The sequence below is a fragment of the Sphingobium sp. HWE2-09 genome, from assembly GCF_035989265.1.
Lineage (GTDB): Bacteria > Pseudomonadota > Alphaproteobacteria > Sphingomonadales > Sphingomonadaceae > Sphingobium.
The window spans coordinates 683,734-704,502 of record NZ_JAYKZX010000003.1; the positions used below are offsets into that span (position 1 = coordinate 683,734).

The following is a 20,769-nucleotide window of genomic DNA, read 5'->3' on the forward strand; positions in this document are numbered from 1 at the left end:
CGCCGCGACAGATGGCGCGGCCTTCCCTTGTGCGCAAGGGCCGGAGCGCAGACATGCCGCGCTTTTGACAGGACGATCCGATCCGCTCTAGGCTGCGTGCCATAAGCGGCCGCCGCACGGCAGGCCGGACACAAGATAAGCAAAGGGTGCCGAATGGCGACTTCGGACATGGTGACGGTCGAGGCAGGTAAGACCTGGCTCGGCCATCCGCGCGGGCTGTACCTGCTCTTTTTCGCGGAAATGTGGGAGCGTTTCTCCTATTACGGGATGCGCGCCATCCTGATCTTCTACCTCACCAAACATTTCCTCTTCGGCGAGGATAAGGCGTATCTGCTCTACGGCGCCTATACCTCGCTGGTCTATATCACCCCGGTCATCGGCGGCTATCTGGCCGATCGGTTCCTGGGGCCGCGCAAGGCGGTGCTGGTCGGCGGCGTGTTCATCGCCATCGGCCATTTCCTGATCGCCATCACCGAAGGACCGGGCGGGCAAGACCCGCTCTTCCTCAACGGCTTCTACTTCGCGCTCGCCTCCATCATCGTGGGCACCGGCTTCCTCAAGGCCAATATCTCCGTGCTGGTGGGCGAACTCTACGCCCGCGACGACCATCGCCGCGATCCGGCCTTCTCCATCTTCTACATGGGCATCAACATGGGCGGGATGCTCGGCCCCATCGTCTGCGGCCTGCTCGGTGAGCTCTGGGGCTGGAGCTGGGGCTTCGGCGCAGCGGGCGTCGGCATGCTCGCGGGCCTCGTCATGTTCGTGTGGCTCAAACCTTGGCTGCTCGGCAAGGGCGAACCACCAGCGCCGCAGATATTGCGTCAGCGCACCGCGACCGGCCTTAGCCAGGAATGGACCATCTATCTGGCCGCCGCGCTGGGCGTCGCCGCCAGCTGGCTGGTGATCCGCTATGCCGAACTGCTGGGCTATGCGTTGCTCGGCTTCTCCGCGCTGACGGTGGTTTACATATTATGGCGCACGGTCGGCACATTGGGGAAGATCGACCGCGACCGCATGTTCGCCGCGCTGTTCCTGATCGCGCTCAACCCGCTCTTCTGGGGGCTGTTCGAACAGACCGGATCGTCGCTCAACATCTTCACCGACCGCAATGTCGATCGCAACATGCTGGGGTGGGAGGTGCCTGCCTCCCTGTTCCAGTCGGTCAATTCGGTCTTCATCATCCTGCTCGCCCCGCTCTTCGCCGTGCTGTGGACCTTCCTCGACAAGCGCCGCCTGGAGCCATCCTCGCCTGCGAAATTCGGCATCGGCCTGGTCCTGTGCGGCGCAGGCTTCCTCGTGCTGGTGGCAGGGGCCGCCATGGCGGGCGAGAACCTTACCCCCGTCCTCTTCGTCTTCCTCATCTACCTGCTTCACACAATGGCGGAACTTTGCTTCTCGCCGGTCGGCCTGTCCGCCATGACGCGCCTGTCGGTGTCGTCGATGGTGGGCCTCGTCATGGGCACCTGGTTCCTTGCCATGGCGGCGGGCAATTTCATCGCGGGCCTCATCGCCCGCGCCACCGGCAGCGGCGAAGCGGGCAATGTCGCTCAGGTGCTGGACGTCTATAGCCGCATCGGCTGGTTCGCGATCGTAGTGGGTGGGCTGGTCCTGCTCGTTTCCCCTTATATCAAACGATTAATGCATCTCGACCTGATCGGTGCGGAGGAAAAAGCATGACAAAACACGCACGCACGCTGCTGCTCGCGGCGCTGCTGACAGGGCTGGCCGGTCCCGTTGCGGCGAAAAAGGACAAGGAGACGCCTGCGCCTGCGCAAGGCCAGAATCAAGGCTCTTCGGCCGAACCGGAAAACCCCTATCCCTCCACCTACAAAGCCTATCCCGGCCGTCCCACCGTTATCCGCAACGCCACCATCTTCGACGGGGAAGGGGGCCGCATCGACAACGGCGTGGTCTTTCTCTCCGATGGCAAGGTGACGGCGATCGGCGGGCCGGACACGCCGATCCCTGCCGACATCACCGTGTTCGACGGCACCGGCAAATATGTGACGCCGGGCGTGATCGATATCCACAGCCATCTGGGCGACTATCCATCGCCGGGCGTGGAGGCGCTATCGGACGGTAACGAGGCTACCTCCGCGGTCACGCCCCATGTCTGGGCCGAACATAGCATCTGGCCGCAGGACGCGGGTTTCTCCCGCGCGCTCGCCAATGGCGGCGTCACTTCGCTCCAAATCCTGCCCGGTTCCGCCAACCTCTTCGGCGGCCGCAGCGTCACGCTGAAAAACGTGCCCGCCCGCACCATGCAGGGCATGAAATTCCCCGGCGCGCCCCAAGGCCTTAAAATGGCCTGCGGGGAAAATCCCAAGCGCGTCTATGGCAGCAAAGGCCGCGAACCCTCCACCCGCATGGGCAATATGGCGGTCAACCGCCAGACCTGGATCAAGGCGCGCGAATATGAAAAGAAGCGCGCCGCCGGGAAGGACCAGACCCGCGACCTCGGCATGGAAACATTGGCCGACGTGCTGGAGGGCAAGATCATGGTCCACAACCATTGCTACCGCGCCGACGAAATGGCCAACGTCATCGATATGAGCAAGGAATTCGGCTACAAGGTCGCCGCCTTCCACCACGCGGTCGAAGCATACAAGATCGCCGACCTGCTGCGTGACAACGGCATTTGCGCGGCTTTGTGGGGCGACTGGTACGGCTTCAAGATGGAGGCCTATGACGGCATCAAGGAAAATATCCCGCTGGTCCACCGCGCGGGCGCGTGCGCCATCGTCCATAGCGACGATCAGGACGGCATCCAGCGCCTGAACCAGGAAGCGGCCAAGGCGCTGGGCGCTGGCCGCCGCATGGGCATCGACATATCCGACGAAACGGCATGGACTTGGCTCGCCATCAACCCCGCCCGCGCCATGGGCATCGCCGACCAGACCGGCAGCCTGAAAGTCGGCAAGATGGCCGATGTCGTCCTGTGGAACGGCAACCCGTTCAGCACCTACACCAGGCCGGAAAAAGTCTGGATCGACGGCGCGCTCCTCTACGACAGCGCCAACCCGAAACTGCGGCCGGTGGTCGATTTCGAACTGGGCCAGATCGGCGCGGGAGACGTGAAATGAGCAAGATCGCCCACAAAACACCGTTCGGTTCGAGCTTGTCGAGAACCATTGCAGGGCACAGTTCTCGACCGACGCTTCTCGACTTCGCTCGAAGCTGCTCGAACCGAACGGCTGTGATCATGCTGGCGCTCGCCACCACAACCCCAGCCCTGGCCCAATCCCTCGCCATCACCGGCGCAACCCTCGCCATCGGCGACGGCTCCGAACCCATCAAAAACGGCACCGTCGTCATCGCTGCGGGCAAGGTCGTGGCGGCAGGCGCAGGCGTCGCCATCCCCGCAGGCGTCAAGACCATCGACGCAGGCGGCAAATGGGTCACGCCCGGCATCGTTTCGGGCTTCTCGCGCGTGGGCCTCGCCGAAGTCCCGGCCGTCCGCGAAACCAACGACACGCGCGCCGCCAAGTCGCCCTTCTCCGCCGCGATCGACGTGGCGCCCGTCATCAACCCGCTCGCCAACCCGATCGCGATCAGCCGCACCGCAGGCGTCACCCGCGCCGTCGTCGCCCCCGCGACCGCCGCCAGCATCTTCGCAGGGCAGGGCGCCGTGGTCGATCTCGGCGCAGACATGAACCCGATCACCAAGGCCCGCGCCTTCCAATATGTCGAAATGGGCGAAGCGGGCGCGGAGGAAGCGGGCGGCAGCCGCGCGGCGATGATCCTGACTTTCAAGATGATGCTCCGCGAAGCGCAGGACTATGCCAAAGCCCCCGCCAGCTATGACGGCCGCTCGAAGGATGCATTACTCAACCGTGTCGATGCCGAAGCCCTGGTCCCGGTCGTCAGCGGCACGATGCCGTTGATGGTCCATGCCGAAAGCGCGCGCGACATCCTCGCCGTGCTGGCCCTGCGCCAGGATTTCCCGGCGTTGAAGCTGATCCTGGCGGGCGCGACCGAAGGCTGGATGGTTGCCGCACAGATCGCCGCGGCCAAGGTGCCGGTCATCACCGCTGGGCTGGAAGACCTGCCCTCCAGCTTCGAAAAACTCGCCGCAACGCAAAGCAATGTCGGCCGCATGGTGAAGGCAGGCGTCAGCGTCTCCATGGGGATGCTCACCGGCGACGACGCCCTGCAACTGCGCGCCGCGACCCAGCAGGCGGGCAATATGGTCGCGCTTCTAAAAGTGCCCGGCGCGACCGGCCTCAGCTGGGGCCAGGCGCTTCGCACCATCACCGCCGCTCCCGCCGAAGCGATGGGCCTTGGCGACCGCATCGGATCGCTCAAGGCCGGCAAGGCGGGCGACGTGGTGATCTGGGACGGCGACCCCCTGGAAATGACCTCCGCCCCGATCGCCGTCTGGATCGACGGCATCGCCCAACCCTTGGACGACCGCCAGACCAAACTCCGCGACCGCTACGCCACCCCGCAGGAAGGCGCGCTGCCCAAGGCCTATGAATGGTAAAAGGGAAGGGGGGCTTCGGCCCCCTTGTCTTTGGGCATGAGAGAAATTGCCGGTCAAAAGCGGCGACCCAAAATCTGAGCGGCCCCTCCTTCTCCCCTCCCTGTAAGGGAGGGGCCGGGGGTGGGTGCGCCACAAAGCGGCGCTCTGCCGCTTCGCTTCGCGCATGCCCGCTTGGAAGAGCAGGGCTTATGCTTCGCTTCCGCCCCTACACGTTACCCGGTAGCGAACAGACTTGCTGAAAGCTATCGCGCCCGAAATGATCAATGTTGGTTGCTCCGAAAGCATTTAACGGAGATGTGCAAAATCAATACTAAGACACAGCGGATATTATTCCATTTTTCTTAGCAAAAAATGTCTAAAAAAATGGCATATTATAACAATTACTCCAAATGTAATAAATAATATTCCAATCCAGAGAAGAAGTATTATATCATTGTATCTTGATAAAGTATATGACCCTATCAAAAATGAAAACAATGAAGAAAATATCCATCTATTATTAAAGCAAATTATTATCGCTGATATTCCGATGGCCCAGAGAAATATTAAGAAAAATGCCATTTTTGCGTCCTTGTAGCTACTGGCTTCAGCGCTAAGGCGCGTACGTGACATCATATATCACGGCTGATTTCGATCAACCGGATATAGAAAGCAGACAGTCCTTTCGTTATTCCTTCACCCCGAAGGCGGCTGCAGGCCAACGCGGAAACCCATCTCCCAACCGGCCTACACGGCGCAAGGGCTGAATATGGTTCTCGAAACACGGCAGGTGACTCATTGTCGATTACACAGGGCCGACACGGCGGAAATGGAGCCCCCACTTCTCACCGGATCTGTCCTACACGCCACGATCCTGCTAGATGAAACACGGCTCTTGCACATCGTCCGACCCGCTCTGCGCAGCGTAACGAAATGTCCCACATCGGCATCAAAATGTCGCGATCGGCAGGAAATATGCGAAGTTAAGCGCGACAAATCCTATTTGTCGGTCGCGCCCCAGATATCGCTGGCCTTCACATAACCGCGCTGCCCCTTCGCGTCGAAGGTGCACCAGCCGCCCGAGCAATCGCCCAGCCGTCCCACCACGCCACGTTCCGCGCGGAACAGCGCCCGCGCGCCATCGCCTGGCGATTCGCGCAACGGTGCCACGTCGGCCCTGACGATCGCAGTCGGCGTATCGCTCAGCAGCCGGACATGCATCCATCCCTGTGCGCCGTCGGGGTCTTCCACCTTGCGCCACAGGCCCAGCACCTGCACCACCTTGACCGGCAAATCCCGGCGGCGATAGATCCAATTGGACGGGTAATCCAGGCTCGGCCCCACGCGCATCCGTGCTTCGTCATGCGACAGCGACGCCCAATAGGGGACCGGCTTGCCCGGCGCGGCCAGCGCTGCGCCTGCCGCTACCACGGCGCCAATCACGCCCGCACCCAGCATAAGGCGCTTCATGTTCGATCCATTCCCAAAGTCACCCATGGTCATTCCATACGCCCGGCCGGGCCGCCGCGACAAGCGCTGATCGCGCCATCCGTCCATATCCGCTTGACCGGGGCCGCGGGCGGGAATAGCGGCTTGATCCATGGCCCAGAGACCGCGCAAGACTCCACCGCGTCCCGCCAAGCCGCGCGTCATCGTCACGCGCCGCTTGCCGCCCAATGTGGAGGCGCGCATGGCCGAATTGTTCGACGCCAGTTTCAACATCGGCGACGTCGCGATGAACCGCACCGAACTCGCCCGCGCCATGGCCCAGTGCGACGTGCTGGTCCCCTGCATCAGCGACCCGATCGACGCCGCTTTGATCGAAGGGGCGTCGGACCGCCTGCAACTCATCGCCAGCTTCGGCAGCGGCGTCGATCATATCGACCTGACCGCCGCGCGCGCCAAGGGGATCATCGTCACCAACACGCCCGGCGTCCTGACGGAGGATACCGCGGACATGACGATGGCGCTGATCCTGTCCGTCCCCCGCCGCCTGGCGGAGGGGGAAGCTGGTACGATCGGGCGAATGGCGCGGCTGGAGTCCCTCGGGCATGCTCGGCCACCGCATCGGCGGCAAGAAGCTGGGGATCATCGGCATGGGCCGCATCGGCCGCGCCGTCGCCCGCCGCGCCCGCGCCTTCGGCCTGTCGATCGCCTATCACAATCGCCACCGCCTGCCTTTCGAAGTGGAGCAGGAACTGGAAGCGGAATGGCATGGCGATCATGACGCGTTGCTGGCGGCCAGCGACATCGTGTCGATCCACTGCCCGTTGAACGCCGACAGCCGTGGCCTGATCGACGCGCGCCGGATCGCGCTGATGCCGCCCCATGCCTATCTGATCAACACGTCGCGGGCGGAAATCACCGACGAACAGGCGCTGATCGCCGCGCTGGACGAAGGGCGGATCGCAGGGGCGGGGTTCGACGTCTATACCCACGAACCGGCGGTCGACGCGCGGCTGCTGGCGTTGCCCAATGTCGTGCTGTTGCCACATATGGGATCGGCGACGTTCGAAGGCCGGGACGCGACCGGCGCGCGCGTTATCGCCAACATCCGCACCTGGGTCGATGGCCACCGCCCGCCCAACCAGGTGCTGGAAGGCTGGGTCTAGTCCGGCTAAGCCGCAAGCTGCTCTTTCAATCCGTTCACCACCCCATGCCCATGCGCCACCGATGCATAGGCGTGGCGCACCACATCCAGCGTTTCCGGATCGATCGCCTCGTCCTTGATCACGCGCTCGAACTCCTCGCGCAGATAATCCTCGCCACGGTCGATCGCCTGGATCACCGCCTTGTCGCCGCCGCCCAGCGCCACGAAAATATCTTCCATCCGGCGATGTACGGTGCCTGCGACAGAACCGAAAGCGTTAGGATCGCCGCCCAAGGCCCGGCTGCGCGCCTGCAACAGATCGACCGCTTTGCCGCGCTCCGCCGCCAGATCGCGAAACAGGGTCTGGAACGCGTCCGACTTCACCTTGTCGGCGCTATGCTCATAGCCTTTGACGCTGTCGATCAAGGTGGTGATCAGGTCGTCCAGCTTGCTGATGGCATGATTGGTAGACATCGGCTTCTCCTTATGATGAGGCCGATATTGAACCGCCGACGGAAAGACTTTGTTCAATCAAGCGACTGATATTCAACCTTAACTTGGTGATAACCACCATAAGTCGCCGCGGGAACAACCATCGTCGCTGTCGGTTGAGAAGGATAGACCGCCTTCGAAACGATAAGGATATCGCCATGTTGAAACTCGCCGTCATTTCCCTCGTCATCGCCGCCGTGCTGGCCCTGCTTGGTTTCGGCGGCGCTGCCGGCACCTTCGTCGGTATTGCCAAGATCTTGTTCTTCATCGCGCTTGCCGTTTTCGCGGTTTTCCTCGTACTCGGACTGCTGGCTGGCAAGGGCATCAAGGACGCGATTGACTAACATATGACAGAGATCGGCGCTGGAGTGGACGAAACCGGCAGGTTACTGCGCGACGATGGCGGTTTCCTGCTCCAGCGCGATCTTGGCGGCAGCTACCGCCTCGTCCTGTTGCGCGTACCCGTCGATCATGTCGAAAAGCGGGTACGCATCACGGGCTTCTACGCAGGCGACGGTATCGTCGAGGCGGAAGGCGTCGCTGCCGCCTGACCCGGCCTACTATCTGCCCCTTGCCAAATGCCGCCGAACGCGCAATTCATTGCGTCCATGCGCAAGATTATATCCCTGATGCTCGCCGTCGCCACGCCTGTCCTGGCGCAGGCGCAAACGCCCCATGATCAACTGACGAAAGTCATCGACGATCATTGGGCCTGGTATCTCTCCACCCATCCGGTCGAAGCGACCGCGCGCGGTGTCCGCGATTATGACGACCGTATCAGCGATATGTCGCTCACCGCACGCGATGCGCAGATCAAGGCCGAACAGGGGTTCGTCGCCCGGTTGAACGCCGTCCCCGTGCAGCAACTCGATGGCGCGGATCGGGTGAACCGCGACGTGCTGCTGTGGATGCTGCGGGACGATATCGACGGCGACCGGCATCAGGCCGAACGGCTGATGCTGTTCACCAGCTATTATGGCTGGCATCAGGGCTTTTCCGGCATGGCTGACGGGCTGCCCTTCTACAATCGCGCTGACTATGACAGCTATCTCACACGTCTTTCGCTCTACCCGAAACTGAATGCCGACGCGCTGGATATCACGCGGCAGGCGATCAAGGGCGGCTATGTCCAGCCCTGTTCGGTGCTGCAAAATTACGCAGGCACGATCAGCGGCATCGTGGACGGCAAGCCTGAAGACACGCGCTTCTACGAACCGTTCAAGCGCGCCAAGCCCCGCGACATCAGCGATGCCGACTGGGGCGCTATGCAGGCACGCGCCGTGGCGCTGATCCGCGACGTCCTGACGCCCGAATATCGCAAATGGCATGATATATTCGTCGCAGAATACCTACCCCATCGCCGCAAGGTTGACAGCGCCGCCGCCTTGCCCGGCGGCGCGGCTTGGTATGCCAGCCGGGTGAAGGCGCACACCACGACCGACCTGACGCCTGACCAAATCCACCAGATCGGGCTGGATGAAGTCGCCCGCATCGGCAAACGGATGGACGAGATCGCAGCCAAGGCGGGCTATCCCAGCCGCGCCGCCTATATCCAGCATCTGCGCACCGACCCCAGCTACTATGCCAGGACGCCCGAAGAACTGCTGCGCGTCGCGGCGCGCCAGGCCAAGATGATCGACGGGCTGCTGCCGCGTTATTTCGGCACGTTGCCGCGCTTGCCCTACGGCCTCAAGGCCATCCCGGCGGCCGAGGCGGAGGGGACGACGACGGCCTATTATATGCCGGGCGCGCCCGAAAGCGGCATATCCGGCACCTATTTCGTCAACACGTCCAAACTGGACCAGCGCCCCTATTGGGAACTGCCTGCGCTCACTGCGCATGAATCAGTGCCGGGCCACCACAACCAGATCGCGCTGCAACAGGAATTGCCATTGCCGCCCTTCCGCAAATATCTGGCGGGCTTCACCGCCTATGTGGAGGGCTGGGCGCTCTATACCGAATATCTGGGCGAAGAGATGGGCCTCTACGACACGCCCGAAAAGATGATGGGCCGCCTTTCCTATGAAATGTGGCGCGCCTGCCGCTTGGTGGTGGATACGGGCATTCACGCCAAGGGCTGGGACAAGGCAAAGGCGGTCGCCTTCATGAAGAGCAATAGCGCGCTGTCCGACGCCAATATCGATGCGGAGGTCAATCGCTATATCAGTTGGCCGGGCCAGGCGCTGGGCTACAAGCTGGGTGAGATCAAGATTCGCGAATTGCGCATGCGGGCGGAAAAGACGCTGGGGCCAAAATTCGACCTGCGCCGTTTTCATGACGCGGTGCTGGCGCAGGGGGCGGTGCCGCTCACGGTGCTGGAAAGCCAGATAGACGGCTGGATTGCGGCGGAACAGCGGCGTTGATGGACGGACGCGCTGGCTGATGTCGGCGCGTCACATGCATCAGGCGATCGGAAAGCGATCCAATCTTGCCGGTCGCGCCAGCGTCCCGCTCCATCCGCGATAAGCGACATCGATCGGCAGCGCCGCCTCGCAACAGGCGCATTCCGCTACAATCCGTCCAACCAGCCATTGCCGCTCCCCACAGGCGGGGCAGGGGGTGTTGCGTCCGGGGCGATAAGCCAGCAGCGCCGCACGGGGTTCGGCGGTCGCACCCAAAGCAGTCATCGTCATGGCTGAATTTCCCCTCATTGCGAACGAAGAAACCCGCGCAAAAGCCTTTGTTTCCTATTGCGAACGATTAGCAGAGAAATCCGCGTTTCAGGCGCATCATCAGCTGTTTTGTCCATTTGACTTGACGGCCCTAATCTGTATGGCGCTGCAACATCGGGACATACCTGCTTCGACCATTGGTTGGGGCGCTTGCCCGCCACCTTGCCTACCGGCTGTTCGTCGCCGTCTGGCGAGCTTCTGGTGGAATCGCGTTCATCCTCTGGCCGCAGCGCCATGCGAGGAGACGCACATCTTATGACCGCCATCGGACAGGACACATTGGGCACGCGCGACGTATTGAACGTCGACGGCAAGGACATTGCCTATTATTCGTTGAAGAAGGCTGCGGCCAAGCTGGGCGACGTATCGCGCCTGCCTTTCTCGATGAAGGTGCTGCTGGAGAATCTGCTCCGCTTCGAAGATGGCGTCACCGTCACCACCGACGATATCCAGGCGATCATCGACTGGCAGAATGACCGCGGCAAGGCCGAGCGGGAAATCCAGTATCGCCCCGCGCGCGTGCTGCTGCAGGACTTTACCGGCGTGCCTTGCGTGGTCGATCTGGCCGCCATGCGCGACGCGATGAACGCGCTGGGCGCCGACGCCAGCAAGATCAACCCGCAGGTGCCCGTCCACCTCGTCATCGACCACTCGGTGATGGTCGATGAATTCGGCACGCCCAAGGCGTTCGAACAGAATGTGGAAATCGAATATCAGCGCAATATGGAGCGTTACGACTTCCTGAAATGGGGCAGCAAGTCGCTCGCCAATTTCTACGCCGTCCCCCGGGCACCGGCATCTGCCATCAGGTGAACCTGGAAAATATCGCCCAGGCGGTCTGGTCGAGCGAAGGCCCGGACGGCGTCACCGTCGCCTATCCCGACACCTGCGTCGGCACCGACAGCCACACCACCATGATCAACGGCCTGGGCGTGCTCGGCTGGGGCGTGGGCGGCATCGAAGCGGAAGCGGCGATGCTGGGCCAGCCTGTCTCCATGCTGATCCCCGAAGTCGTGGGTTTCAAGCTGGTCGGCGCGCTGAAGGAAGGCGTGACCGCCACTGATCTCGTCCTCACCTGTACCCAGATGCTGCGCGCCAAGGGCGTGGTCGGCCGCTTCGTTGAATATTTCGGCCCTGGCTTGGCGTCGCTGTCGCTGGCCGACCGTGCCACGCTCGCCAACATGGCGCCGGAATATGGCGCCACCTGCGGCTTCTTCGGCATCGATGACAAGACGCTCGACTATATGCGCCTGACCGGCCGCACGGACGAGAATATCGCGCTGGTCGAAGCCTATGCCAAGGAACAGGGATTCTGGATCGACCCCGCGCTCGACCCGGTCTTCACCGACACGCTGGAACTGGACCTTGCCACCGTCGTCCCCAGCCTCGCCGGTCCCAAGCGCCCGCAGGACCGCGTTGCGCTGCCCGAAGTCGATGACGTGTTCAACGCCGATCTGGCGAACGTCTACAAGAAGGCGCAGCAGCGCGTTCCGGTCGAGGGCAAGGATTTCGACATTGGCGACGGCGACGTCACCATCGCCGCGATCACCAGCTGCACCAACACGTCGAACCCCGGCGTCCTGGTCGCCGCCGGCCTCGTCGCCAAGAAGGCGAACGAACTGGGCCTCAAGCCCAAGCCGTGGGTCAAGACCTCGCTTGCCCCCGGCAGCCAGGTCGTCACCGACTATCTGGAACGCGCCGGTCTGCAATCGCATCTGGACGCCGTCGGCTTCAACCTGGTCGGCTATGGCTGCACCACCTGCATCGGCAACTCCGGCCCGCTGGCGCCCGCAATCAGCGCGGCGATCAACGAAAACGGCCTGGTCGCGGCCGCCGTCATTTCGGGCAACCGCAACTTCGAAGGCCGCGTGTCGCCGGACGTGCGCGCCAACTTCCTCGCCTCGCCTCCGCTGGTCGTCGCCTATGCGCTCAAGGGCACGGTGATCGAAGACTTCATCACCACCCCGATCGGCGTCAGCACGGCGGGCAATGACGTCTATCTCAAGGACATCTGGCCCACCAATGACGAAGTCGCTTCGACCATGGCGGGCTGCATGGACCGCGCGATGTTCCAGGCGCGCTACGCCAATGTCTATAAGGGCGACGCCCATTGGCAGGCGATCGATGTCACGGGCAGCGACACCTATAGCTGGCGCGCAGGCTCCACCTATGTCGCCAACCCGCCCTATTTCGAAGGGCTGAGCATGACCCCGGCACCGGTGAACGACATCATCGAGGCCAAGCCGCTGGCGATCTTCGGCGATTCGATCACTACCGATCACATCAGCCCTGCCGGTTCGATCAAGGCATCGTCGCCCGCGGGCCAATGGCTGAGCGAGCATCAGGTCGCGCAGGCTGATTATAACAGCTACGGCGCGCGTCGCGGCCATCATGAAGTCATGATGCGCGGCACCTTCGCCAACATCCGCATCAAGAATTTGATGCTGGACGGCGTCGAAGGCGGCATGACCAGCTACAAGGGCGAAACCCTGCCGATCTACGACGCGGCGATGAAGCACAAGGCCGACGGCACGCCGCTGGTCGTCATCGGCGGCAAGGAATATGGCACCGGGTCTTCGCGCGACTGGGCGGCCAAGGGCACCAACCTGCTGGGCGTCCGTTCGGTCATCGTCGAAAGTTTCGAGCGTATCCACCGTTCGAACCTGGTCGGCATGGGCGTGCTGCCGCTCCAGTTCAAGAATGGCGAGAACAAGGATACGTTGGGCCTGACCGGTGACGAGAGCTTCACCATCACCAATGTCGGTGGCCTCAAGCCCCGCCAGGATGTGGGCGTGCTGGTCACCCGCGCGGACGGTTCGACCTTCACCTTCACCGCGCTCTGCCGGATCGATACGATCAACGAACTGGAATATTTCCTGAACGGCGGCATCCTCCAGTACGTCCTGCGTAAGCTGGCCGCCTGATCCACTGCCATAGCGACAAGAGAAATAAGGGGCGTCCTCGACAAGAGGGCGCCCCTTTTCATGAACCACGGCTGGCGTTCGTGTTGCTACTTCATTGCTACGCAACGCCCGGTCTTTCGCGGTCGTTTACTAGATCGCGCCGTTCTGCATCTTCTGTTGCCATCATGCCGGTTTGGCTTGAATCCGCGACCCGAAGCGCCGATAATAGATGGGTCGGCAATAGATGCCGACGAAGGAGACGATTTTCATGGCCAACTGGTCCGACCCCCGTTCCGACATTGCGGGCTTTGGCGGCGCTACCGCTGCGCGCGGCGCGGCGTTCGACGCCGGACTGCGCCGCTATATGCTGTCGGTCTATAATTATATGGCGAGCGGCGTGCTGCTGACCGGCATCGTCGCATTGCTGTTCGCATCGAGTGGGCTTGCCTATCAGGTGCTCGCCGGTCCCGGCATCCTCAAATATGTCATCATGTTCGCGCCGCTGGTGTTCGTGATGGTGCTCAGCTTCGGCATCAACCGTTTGTCGACGTTCGCGGCGCAGGCGCTGTTCTGGGCCTATGCCGCCGTGATGGGCCTGTCGCTGTCCTCGATCTTCCTTGTCTATACCGGCACGTCGATCGCGCAGACCTTTTTCGCAACGGCCGCAGCCTTCGCGGGCCTCAGCCTGTTCGGCTACACCACGAAGAAGGATCTGTCGGGCTTCGGCACCTTCCTGATCATGGGCGTGGTCGGCCTGCTGGTCGCCAGCCTGATCAACCTGTTCCTCAAATCCAGCGTGATGGACCTGGTGATCAGTGGCGTCGGCGTCCTGCTGTTCGCGGGCCTCACCGCCTATGACACGCAGAAGATCAAGAGCATCTACGCCCATGTCGCGGGCACGGACATGATGGGCAAGACGGTGGTGATGGGCGCGCTCAGCCTCTATCTCGACTTCATCAACATGTTCCTGTTCCTGCTGCGCCTGTTCGGCGACCGCCGCTGATCGCAAGCGCGAACCTGCATTAGAAAAAAGGCCCGGCGGAGCGATCCGCTGGGCCTTTTCACATATGTTCTCCACATAGTTTACGTGTTCCCGCGCAGGCGGGAACCCAGTCCCGCACTCTCGCATGCGCGCGGACTCGAGCATCCGCGCAACGCAGATGCTCCATAGCAAAAGGCACGAACACCGAACTGTTCCCCGGCGCAGGCCGGGGTCCAGAAAACTCAACGTTACCGACAGGCCTGCTGCCTACCTACGGTCCCCGTCCTAATCACCCCTTCTTCTGCATCGCCGCAATCAACGCGCCATCGATCTCTTTCTGCCGCTTATAGGCCGGACGTTCGCGCAGGCGCGCCGCATAGGCCTCAAAGGCGGGGCGGGGTGGGATGGTCTTGAAACTCATCCCCCAATCGACCTGCGCGCCGACATAGACATCGGCGGCGGTAAACCGGTCGCCGCAAATCCACGCGTCCCCCGACACCGCCGTTTCAAGCGCGTCGATCGTGCCGTCGAACGATCCATATCCCGCGCTACGTTCCTTCCCGTCCGGCACGACAAAGCCCATCGCCTTGTTGGTGACGGCGGATTCGACCGGCCCCGCAGCGAAGAACAGCCAGCGATAATAAGCATGGCGCTCGCCTAATGCCGGGGCGAGATTGGCGGCGGGGAAGGCGTCGGCCAGATAGGCGCAGATCGCCGCACATTCGGTCACGACCTTCCCGTCATGGACGATCGTTGGCACCTTGCCCATCGGGTTAATCGCCAGATAATCGGGCGCCTTCATGTCGTCGGCATAATCCAGGATCACCGTTTCATAGGGTGCGCCGACCTCCTCCAGCATCCAGCGAGCGATCTGTCCGCGCGACATGGGGTTGGTATAGAGGGTGAGTTGCTGGGCCATGGTCCACTCCTGCTTTGGATGCTGGGAAGGTGGCGCATCATCGCGCCGCGCGCCACCCCGATTTGCGCGATCGCTGATCCGTCGGCCAAATCCGTCGCAGCCTGTCGCACGTTACTTGAGCTGGTTATGAATATATAATGTTATAACCTGAACTAAGCCGCAGTATATGGTAACGATCTCATTAATTTTACATCTGTTCTTGTCATGATTAAGACATAATATTGTTCAATTGGGACCGCGGGTAGCAAGGTCGAGTAGATAGAAGCGTAATATGCTTGCATAATACTCGTAAAATAAATGCAACCGCGGGAGTTTTACTAATGTCCAATATCTATGCAAAGGCCGTGATCCTGTCCGGCGTAATGCTTTCCATGACCGGTTCGATCGCTGGCGCCGCTGAGCGGGTTCCGGTCAGCCGCGAAGTCAGCTTCGCCGGCCTGGATCTGTCGTCGGCGCAGGGCAAGGCGCTGCTGGACCAGCGCATCCATTTCGCCATCCGCGCCGTTTGCGGATCGAACGATGGACGCAGCCTGGCCGAAAAGATGGAACAAAATCGCTGCAAGCGCGATGCCGCCGCGTCCACCCTGCCGCAGGTCGAACTGGCCGTCGCAAAGGCGCGGAACCAGCGCTACGCCGGCGATCCGGCAAAGGTCGCGATCATGGTGACCAAGCCCTGACGCCATGCTGTAGATGAAGAGGGGGCGTCAGCGATGACGCCTCTTTTTCATAGGGCTATTTTCGGTAGTCCGCCAGACAGAAACAAAAAGGGCGGCCATCGCTGGCCGCCCTTTTCCTTTGCTTATGGCACCGTTTATTTCGTGCCTTCGGTCGTCTTAGCTTTGCCGCCCTTCTTGCCCTTTTTCGGGGCAGCGGGGGTGATCTCAAAGGCCAGCGCCTCATCCTTCATATGGACATGGACTTCGCCGCCATGGACCAGCTTGCCGAACAACAGTTCTTCCGCCAGCGGCTGCTTGATCTTTTCCTGCATCAAACGGCCCATCGGGCGCGCGCCATAGAGCTTGTCATAGCCCTTCTTGGTGAGCCACGCCTTCGCCTCGTCGTCCAGCGTGATGTGGACGTCGCGGTCGGCCAGTTGCAGTTCCAGTTGCAGCACGAACTTGTCGATGACCCGCGCGACCACTTCGGTCGGCAGATAGTCGAACGGCACGATCGCATCCAGCCGGTTGCGGAATTCCGGGGTGAACAGCTTCTTGACCGCGTCTTCCTGCACATCCTCGCGAGTGAACTCGCCAAAGCCAATGCTTTCCTTCGCCATATCCGACGCACCGGCATTGGTAGTCATAATGAGGATGGTGTTGCGGAAATCGACGGTCTTGCCGTGGTGATCGGTCAGGCGGCCATTATCCATAACCTGCAACAGGATGTTGAACAGGTCGGGATGCGCCTTCTCGATCTCGTCCAGCAACAACACGCTATGCGGGTTCTGATCGACGGCATCGGTCAGCAGACCGCCCTGGTCATAGCCGACATAGCCCGGAGGGGCACCGATCAGCCGACTGACCGAATGGCGTTCCATATATTCCGACATATCGAACCGCTGGAGCGGAATGCCCATGATCGACGCCAGTTGGCGCGCCACCTCCGTCTTGCCGACGCCGGTCGGGCCGGAGAAGAGATAGTTGCCGATCGGCTTGTCGGGATCGCGCAGGCCCGCCCGCGACAGCTTTATCGCGGAGGACAGCACCTCGATCGCCTTGTCCTGACCGAAGACGACGCGCTTCAGGTCGGTGGTCAGCGAACTCAGCACGGTCTTGTCGTCGGACGACACCGTCTTGGGGGGAATGCGGGCCATGGTCGCGATGACCTGCTCGATCTCCTTGGGCGTGATCGTCTTCTTGCGCTTGGACGGCACCACCAGCATCTGCATCGCGCCGACTTCGTCGATCACGTCGATCGCCTTGTCCGGCAGCTTGCGGTCGTTGATGTAGCGCGCCGACAATTCCACCGCCGCCTTGATCGCGTCCGGCGTATATTTGACGTGATGATGCTCCTCGAACGCGGTGCGCAGGCCCGCAAGGATCTTGATCGTATCCTCGACCGACGGCTCGTTGACGTCGATCTTCTGGAACCGGCGCAACAACGCGCGATCCTTTTCGAAATGATTGCGGAACTCCTTGTAGGTGGTCGACCCGATGCACCGGATCGTGCCGCCCGACAAAGCGGGTTTCAGCAGGTTCGACGCGTCCATCGCACCGCCGCTGGTCGCGCCCGCGCCGATCACCGTATGAATCTCATCGATGAAGAGGACCGCATGCGGCATCTTCTCCAGTTCGGTGACGACCGCCTTCAACCGCTCCTCGAAATCGCCGCGATAGCGGGTGCCCGCCAGCAATGCGCCCATGTCGAGCGAATAGATGACCGCTTCCCTTAGCACCTCGGGCACTTCGCCCTCGATGATCTTGCGTGCCAGACCTTCGGCGATGGCGGTCTTGCCCACGCCCGGATCGCCGACATAAAGCGGGTTGTTCTTCGACCGGCGACACAGGATCTGGATGGTCCGATCCACCTCGGACGAGCGGCCGATCAGCGGATCGACCTTTCCGCGCGCCGCCTTCTCATTCAGGTTGACGGTGAACTGGTCGAGCGCGCTGTCCTTCTTGCCCTTGCCGTCCTGCACCTTCTTTTCCTCCTCGGAAGCGCCCTTGGTCTCCTGACGCTCGGGCGTGGGCGTGCCCTTGCCGACGCCGTGGCTGATGAAGCTGACGGCATCCAGACGGCTCATATCCTGCTGTTGCAGGAAATAGACGGCATAGGATTCGCGTTCGGAAAAGAGCGCGACAAGCACGTTGGCGCCCGTCACTTCGTCCTTGCCGGACGACTGGACATGCAGGATCGCGCGCTGGACCACGCGCTGGAACCCGCTGGTGGGGGACGGGTCGCTGGACCCTTCGACCTTCAGGCTGTCGAGTTCGGTGTCGAGATAATGGGTGACCGCGTCGCCCAGCTCGCCCAGTTCCACGCCGCACGCCTGCATGACCTTTGACGCATGTTCGTCATCGATCAATGCCAGGAGGAGATGCTCCAACGTGGCATATTCATGCTTGCGTTCCGACGCGTGCGTCAGCGCATTGTGCAAGGTGGTTTCCAGAGCGGGTGCGAAGGATGGCATGTCTGTTCTACTCCTGGCCCCGACTAGGGGCGGTATCGAACCATATGTCGGCATTGCTCGACGCCGGATCAAGACGTGCGTCCCATCCGCTCGAATTGCCAGACTGCCCATGCCCGGAGAAGCCTTGAAAGGCGCAGGGGGCAAGGCGCGGGTTCATCGCCTGAATAGCGCCTCGGCACTTGCCTTATGGTTAACGGCGCGCTCTTTTGTCGATCTGGTCCGTTCTATTTCCGCTTCCAGAGCGGCGATGCGGGCGTCCAGTTCGGTCACGGACAAGGGGCCCAGATCCTGTCGGAGCAGCCGGGCCAGTGGATCGTCAGCCCGGCGGGGTAGATCGTCATCCTTGTCCATAAACGGTAATGTTGACCCTGCGGGCCACTCTGTCAATAAGGGCGCTCGCTCCGCCCGTCGATTTCCGGTGCGGTGCAACATGGTTAACGGCTGGGGGCGGCAATATGGCGGAGATAAGCGCAGTGCCTGAAGATATGACGGCGATCGCGATCGCTACGCCGGGCGGCCCCGAAGCGCTGGTGGCGCAGCGGCGAGCCGTTCCGGTGCCCGGCGAGGGCGAGGTGCTGATCAAAGTCGCGGCGGCAGGCGTCAACCGGCCCGACGTGCTGCAGCGACAGGGCAAATATCCGCCGCCGCCGGGCGCTTCGGACATTCCGGGGCTGGAAATCGCCGGCACCATCGTCGCGGTCGGCAGCGGCGCCGACGAGCTGGTGGGGCAAAAGGTCTGCGCGCTGCTGGCGGGCGGGGGCTATGCCGAATATGCGGTGGCGCCCGCGGGCCAGTGCCTGCCCGTGCCCGACGATTATGACCTGGTCGAAGCGGCGGCGCTGCCCGAAACGCTCTTCACCGTATGGACTAATTTGTTCGAGCGCGCCTATGCCGTGGGCGGCGACACGGTGCTGGTCCATGGCGGCACCAGCGGCATCGGCACGATGGCGATCCGGCTGTGCACCCTGTTCGACGTGCGCGTGATCGTGACCTGCGGCTCGGATGAGAAATGCGCGCAAGCGAAGGCCTGGGGCGCGGACCATGCGATCAATTACAGGACGCAGGACTATGTCGCCGAAGTAAAGCGGATCACGGACGGGCAGGGGGTGCAGGCCGTGCTCGACATGGTCGGCGGCGACTATGTCCCGCGCAACCTGGAATGCCTGGCCGAAGACGGCCGCCATGTGTCGATCGCGACGCTGGGCGGGCCGAAGACAGACATCTTCATTCCCGCGGTCATGCAACGGCGTCTGACCATCACTGGCTCGACCCTGCGCGCTCGCTCGGTCGGTTTCAAGAGCCTGGTCGCGGACGAACTGATGCGCAACGTCTGGCCCTTCGTCGGCGAAGGCAAGCTGCGCCCGGCCATGGACCAGCGCTTCGCCCTGACGGACGCGGCCGAGGCGCACGCCCGCATGGACGCAGGCGATCATTTCGGGAAGATCGTGCTGGTGGTTTGAAGGAGCAACTGACAGCAACAGCGAAACTGTCGGATGTTAACCAGTCTTCGTCATCCCAGCGAAAGCTGGGATCTCACTGCCTTTCTGCGTCAAGGCCAAGAATAAGTGGGATGCCAGCTTTCGCTGGCATGACGAGATAGGAATTTACCCCAACTCCCCCGCAAATCGTAGCATTTCCGTCATATTGCCTGCGAAGTTGTAACATTGCGGCGCTAAAGAATTGTTCCCGAGGACACCGGTCTTGGGGATCGTATCATGAACGCCATCACGCGCCTGCCTTTCTTGGGCGAACTGGAAGAGGGCATTGACGACCGCTTCCATATCCCGGAACGCGAAGGCAAGCGTCGCCGCTATCGCACCATCTGGATCTCGGACATTCACCTCGGCACGCGTGGTTGCAACGCTGCGATGCTGATCGATTTCCTCGACAATGTGGACAGCGACACTATCTATCTGGTGGGCGACATCATCGACGGCTGGCGTCTGAAAAAGCGCTTCTACTGGCCCGCCAGCCATAATGACGTGGTCTGGCGCCTGATGAAGCGCGCCAAGCGCGGCACGCGCGTCGTCTATATCCCCGGCAATCACGACGAAATGTTTCGCCAGTTCACCGGCATGAGCTTTGGCGGCGTCGAAATCCGGCGCAAGGCGATCCACACGACCGCCGACGGGCGCAAGCTGCTGGTGCTGCATGGCGACGAGTTTGATACGATCATGCTGGCGCATCGCTGGCTCGCCTTCGTCGGCGACGCCGCCTATACTACGCTGATGCGGCTCAATGTCGTGGTCAACGCCGTCCGGCAGAAGATGGGTCTGCCCTATTGGTCGCTCAGCAAGATGGCCAAGCACAAGGTCAAGAACGCCGTCTCCTTCATCTCCCGCTTCGAAGAAGTGGTGGCGCATGAGGCTGGCGCGCGCGGCGTCGATGGCGTCGTATGCGGCCATATCCACAATGCCGAAATGCGGGAAATCGAAGGCATCGACTATTATAATGACGGCGACTGGGTCGAAGGCTGCACCGCGCTGGTCGAACATGGCGATGGGCGGATGGAAGTGCTGCACTGGGCCGACGAGATCGCCAAGCGCGAACAGGCCGAACAGGACGCTCGCGCCCGCATGGCGGCATAAAGCCTTGGCGCTAGGTGTTCCCGCGCAGGCG

The 20,769-nt window shown here is 62.0% G+C and carries 17 protein-coding genes and 2 pseudogenes; 13 read left to right on the top strand and 6 right to left on the bottom strand.

Going from position 1 to position 20,769, the window contains the following annotated elements; translation table 11 throughout:
* The first annotated feature begins 153 nt into the window (after window positions 1-153).
* The 3 genes from U5A89_RS08800 (at window position 154) to U5A89_RS08810 (ending at window position 4,483) form a co-directional block, all read left to right on the top strand.
* Complete coding sequence (locus U5A89_RS08800) at window positions 154-1,677, top strand: peptide MFS transporter (protein WP_338160787.1); 1,524 nt, start codon at window positions 154-156, stop codon at window positions 1,675-1,677.
* Window positions 1,674-3,083: an amidohydrolase gene (locus U5A89_RS08805; protein WP_338160788.1), complete on the top strand. Its 1,410-nt coding sequence runs from the start codon at window positions 1,674-1,676 to the stop codon at window positions 3,081-3,083. The genes U5A89_RS08800 and U5A89_RS08805 overlap by 4 nt, the downstream gene beginning before the upstream one ends.
* 119 nt (window positions 3,084-3,202) lie before the next feature.
* The gene (locus U5A89_RS08810; protein WP_338160789.1) at window positions 3,203-4,483 is read left to right on the top strand and encodes an amidohydrolase family protein; all 1,281 of its coding nucleotides are present in this window, start codon (window positions 3,203-3,205) and stop codon (window positions 4,481-4,483) included.
* A gap of 978 nt (window positions 4,484-5,461) precedes the next feature.
* Here the strand turns inward: U5A89_RS08810 and U5A89_RS08815 are convergent.
* The gene (locus U5A89_RS08815; RefSeq protein ID WP_338160790.1) at window positions 5,462-5,932 is read right to left on the bottom strand and encodes an SH3 domain-containing protein; all 471 of its coding nucleotides are present in this window, start codon (window positions 5,930-5,932) and stop codon (window positions 5,462-5,464) included.
* Between the two features lie 130 nt (window positions 5,933-6,062).
* Between U5A89_RS08815 and U5A89_RS08820 the strand changes: the two are divergent.
* Window positions 6,063-7,074: pseudogene (locus U5A89_RS08820) on the top strand (2-hydroxyacid dehydrogenase).
* 5 nt (window positions 7,075-7,079) lie between these two features.
* Here the strand turns inward: U5A89_RS08820 and U5A89_RS08825 are convergent.
* The gene (locus U5A89_RS08825) at window positions 7,080-7,526 is read right to left on the bottom strand and encodes a ferritin-like domain-containing protein (protein ID WP_338160791.1); all 447 of its coding nucleotides are present in this window, start codon (window positions 7,524-7,526) and stop codon (window positions 7,080-7,082) included.
* 176 nt (window positions 7,527-7,702) lie between these two features.
* Here U5A89_RS08825 and U5A89_RS08830 point away from each other — a divergent pair, with 176 nt between their 5' ends.
* From U5A89_RS08830 to U5A89_RS08840, 3 genes are read left to right on the top strand one after another with little or no spacing between them, the layout of a single operon-like run.
* Window positions 7,703-7,888, top strand: a complete 186-nt coding sequence (locus U5A89_RS08830; RefSeq protein ID WP_338160792.1) for a DUF1328 domain-containing protein — start codon at window positions 7,703-7,705, stop codon at window positions 7,886-7,888.
* Between the two features lie 3 nt (window positions 7,889-7,891).
* The gene (locus U5A89_RS08835) at window positions 7,892-8,095 is read left to right on the top strand and encodes a DUF5818 domain-containing protein (protein ID WP_338160793.1); all 204 of its coding nucleotides are present in this window, start codon (window positions 7,892-7,894) and stop codon (window positions 8,093-8,095) included.
* Window positions 8,096-8,152: 57 nt separating this feature from the next.
* Window positions 8,153-9,907, top strand: a complete 1,755-nt coding sequence (locus U5A89_RS08840) for a DUF885 domain-containing protein (protein WP_338160794.1) — start codon at window positions 8,153-8,155, stop codon at window positions 9,905-9,907.
* A gap of 39 nt (window positions 9,908-9,946) precedes the next feature.
* Here U5A89_RS08840 and U5A89_RS08845 read toward each other — a convergent pair whose 3' ends face one another.
* The gene (locus tag U5A89_RS08845; protein WP_338160795.1) at window positions 9,947-10,177 is read right to left on the bottom strand and encodes a hypothetical protein; all 231 of its coding nucleotides are present in this window, start codon (window positions 10,175-10,177) and stop codon (window positions 9,947-9,949) included.
* On the opposite strand from U5A89_RS08845, the gene U5A89_RS08850 reads away from it, so the two are divergent.
* From U5A89_RS08850 to U5A89_RS08860, 3 genes and pseudogenes are all read left to right on the top strand, one after another.
* Window positions 10,176-10,475, top strand: coding sequence for a hypothetical protein (locus tag U5A89_RS08850; RefSeq protein ID WP_338160796.1), 300 nt, complete (start codon window positions 10,176-10,178; stop codon window positions 10,473-10,475). The genes U5A89_RS08845 and U5A89_RS08850 overlap by 2 nt on opposite strands.
* Window positions 10,472-13,140 (top strand): annotated as a pseudogene (acnA, locus tag U5A89_RS08855) (aconitate hydratase AcnA). The gene U5A89_RS08850 and the pseudogene acnA overlap by 4 nt, the downstream one beginning before the upstream one ends.
* A 247-nt stretch (window positions 13,141-13,387) precedes the next feature.
* On the top strand, window positions 13,388-14,122 hold the full coding sequence (locus U5A89_RS08860) for a Bax inhibitor-1/YccA family protein (protein WP_338160797.1): 735 nt from the start codon (window positions 13,388-13,390) through the stop codon (window positions 14,120-14,122).
* A 268-nt stretch (window positions 14,123-14,390) separates the two neighbouring features.
* On the opposite strand, the gene U5A89_RS08865 is transcribed toward U5A89_RS08860, so the two are convergent.
* Complete coding sequence (locus U5A89_RS08865; protein WP_338160798.1) at window positions 14,391-15,020, bottom strand: glutathione S-transferase family protein; 630 nt, start codon at window positions 15,018-15,020, stop codon at window positions 14,391-14,393.
* Window positions 15,021-15,340: 320 nt separating this feature from the next.
* Between U5A89_RS08865 and U5A89_RS08870 the strand changes: the two genes are divergently transcribed.
* On the top strand, window positions 15,341-15,697 hold the full coding sequence (locus tag U5A89_RS08870; protein WP_338160799.1) for a UrcA family protein: 357 nt from the start codon (window positions 15,341-15,343) through the stop codon (window positions 15,695-15,697).
* A gap of 134 nt (window positions 15,698-15,831) precedes the next feature.
* Here U5A89_RS08870 and clpA read toward each other — a convergent pair whose 3' ends face one another.
* Complete coding sequence (gene clpA / locus U5A89_RS08875; protein ID WP_338160800.1) at window positions 15,832-18,150, bottom strand: ATP-dependent Clp protease ATP-binding subunit ClpA; 2,319 nt, start codon at window positions 18,148-18,150, stop codon at window positions 15,832-15,834.
* Between the two features lie 153 nt (window positions 18,151-18,303).
* Window positions 18,304-18,501, bottom strand: coding sequence for a DUF1192 domain-containing protein (locus tag U5A89_RS08880; RefSeq protein WP_338160801.1), 198 nt, complete (start codon window positions 18,499-18,501; stop codon window positions 18,304-18,306).
* A 104-nt stretch (window positions 18,502-18,605) separates the two neighbouring features.
* On the opposite strand from U5A89_RS08880, the gene U5A89_RS08885 reads away from it, so the two are divergent.
* Complete coding sequence (locus U5A89_RS08885; RefSeq protein ID WP_338160802.1) at window positions 18,606-19,610, top strand: NAD(P)H-quinone oxidoreductase; 1,005 nt, start codon at window positions 18,606-18,608, stop codon at window positions 19,608-19,610.
* A 255-nt stretch (window positions 19,611-19,865) separates the two neighbouring features.
* Window positions 19,866-20,738 carry a UDP-2,3-diacylglucosamine diphosphatase gene (locus tag U5A89_RS08890; protein WP_338160803.1) on the top strand — a complete coding sequence of 291 codons (873 nt, stop codon included), beginning with the start codon at window positions 19,866-19,868 and terminating at the stop codon, window positions 20,736-20,738.
* Window positions 20,739-20,769: the final 31 nt, after the last annotated feature.

What these genes read in the sequence shown, in the direction of transcription:
- U5A89_RS08860 (WP_338160797.1), top strand. Translation starts at nt 13,388, where the DNA reads ATGGCCAACTGGTCCGACCCCCGTTCCGACATTGCGGGCTTTGGCGGC.
- U5A89_RS08810 (WP_338160789.1), top strand. Translation starts at nt 3,203, where the DNA reads ATGCTGGCGCTCGCCACCACAACCCCAGCCCTGGCCCAATCCCTCGCC.
- U5A89_RS08815 (WP_338160790.1), bottom strand. Translation starts at nt 5,932, where the DNA reads ATGAAGCGCCTTATGCTGGGTGCGGGCGTGATTGGCGCCGTGGTAGCG.
- U5A89_RS08835 (WP_338160793.1), top strand. Translation starts at nt 7,892, where the DNA reads ATGACAGAGATCGGCGCTGGAGTGGACGAAACCGGCAGGTTACTGCGC.
- U5A89_RS08850 (WP_338160796.1), top strand. Translation starts at nt 10,176, where the DNA reads ATGGCTGAATTTCCCCTCATTGCGAACGAAGAAACCCGCGCAAAAGCC.
- U5A89_RS08870 (WP_338160799.1), top strand. Translation starts at nt 15,341, where the DNA reads ATGTCCAATATCTATGCAAAGGCCGTGATCCTGTCCGGCGTAATGCTT.
- U5A89_RS08800 (WP_338160787.1), top strand. Translation starts at nt 154, where the DNA reads ATGGCGACTTCGGACATGGTGACGGTCGAGGCAGGTAAGACCTGGCTC.
- U5A89_RS08805 (WP_338160788.1), top strand. Translation starts at nt 1,674, where the DNA reads ATGACAAAACACGCACGCACGCTGCTGCTCGCGGCGCTGCTGACAGGG.
- U5A89_RS08890 (WP_338160803.1), top strand. Translation starts at nt 19,866, where the DNA reads ATGAACGCCATCACGCGCCTGCCTTTCTTGGGCGAACTGGAAGAGGGC.
- U5A89_RS08840 (WP_338160794.1), top strand. Translation starts at nt 8,153, where the DNA reads ATGCGCAAGATTATATCCCTGATGCTCGCCGTCGCCACGCCTGTCCTG.
- U5A89_RS08825 (WP_338160791.1), bottom strand. Translation starts at nt 7,526, where the DNA reads ATGTCTACCAATCATGCCATCAGCAAGCTGGACGACCTGATCACCACC.
- clpA (WP_338160800.1), bottom strand. Translation starts at nt 18,150, where the DNA reads ATGCCATCCTTCGCACCCGCTCTGGAAACCACCTTGCACAATGCGCTG.
- U5A89_RS08880 (WP_338160801.1), bottom strand. Translation starts at nt 18,501, where the DNA reads ATGGACAAGGATGACGATCTACCCCGCCGGGCTGACGATCCACTGGCC.
- U5A89_RS08885 (WP_338160802.1), top strand. Translation starts at nt 18,606, where the DNA reads ATGGCGGAGATAAGCGCAGTGCCTGAAGATATGACGGCGATCGCGATC.
- U5A89_RS08830 (WP_338160792.1), top strand. Translation starts at nt 7,703, where the DNA reads ATGTTGAAACTCGCCGTCATTTCCCTCGTCATCGCCGCCGTGCTGGCC.
- U5A89_RS08865 (WP_338160798.1), bottom strand. Translation starts at nt 15,020, where the DNA reads ATGGCCCAGCAACTCACCCTCTATACCAACCCCATGTCGCGCGGACAG.
- U5A89_RS08845 (WP_338160795.1), bottom strand. Translation starts at nt 10,177, where the DNA reads ATGACGATGACTGCTTTGGGTGCGACCGCCGAACCCCGTGCGGCGCTG.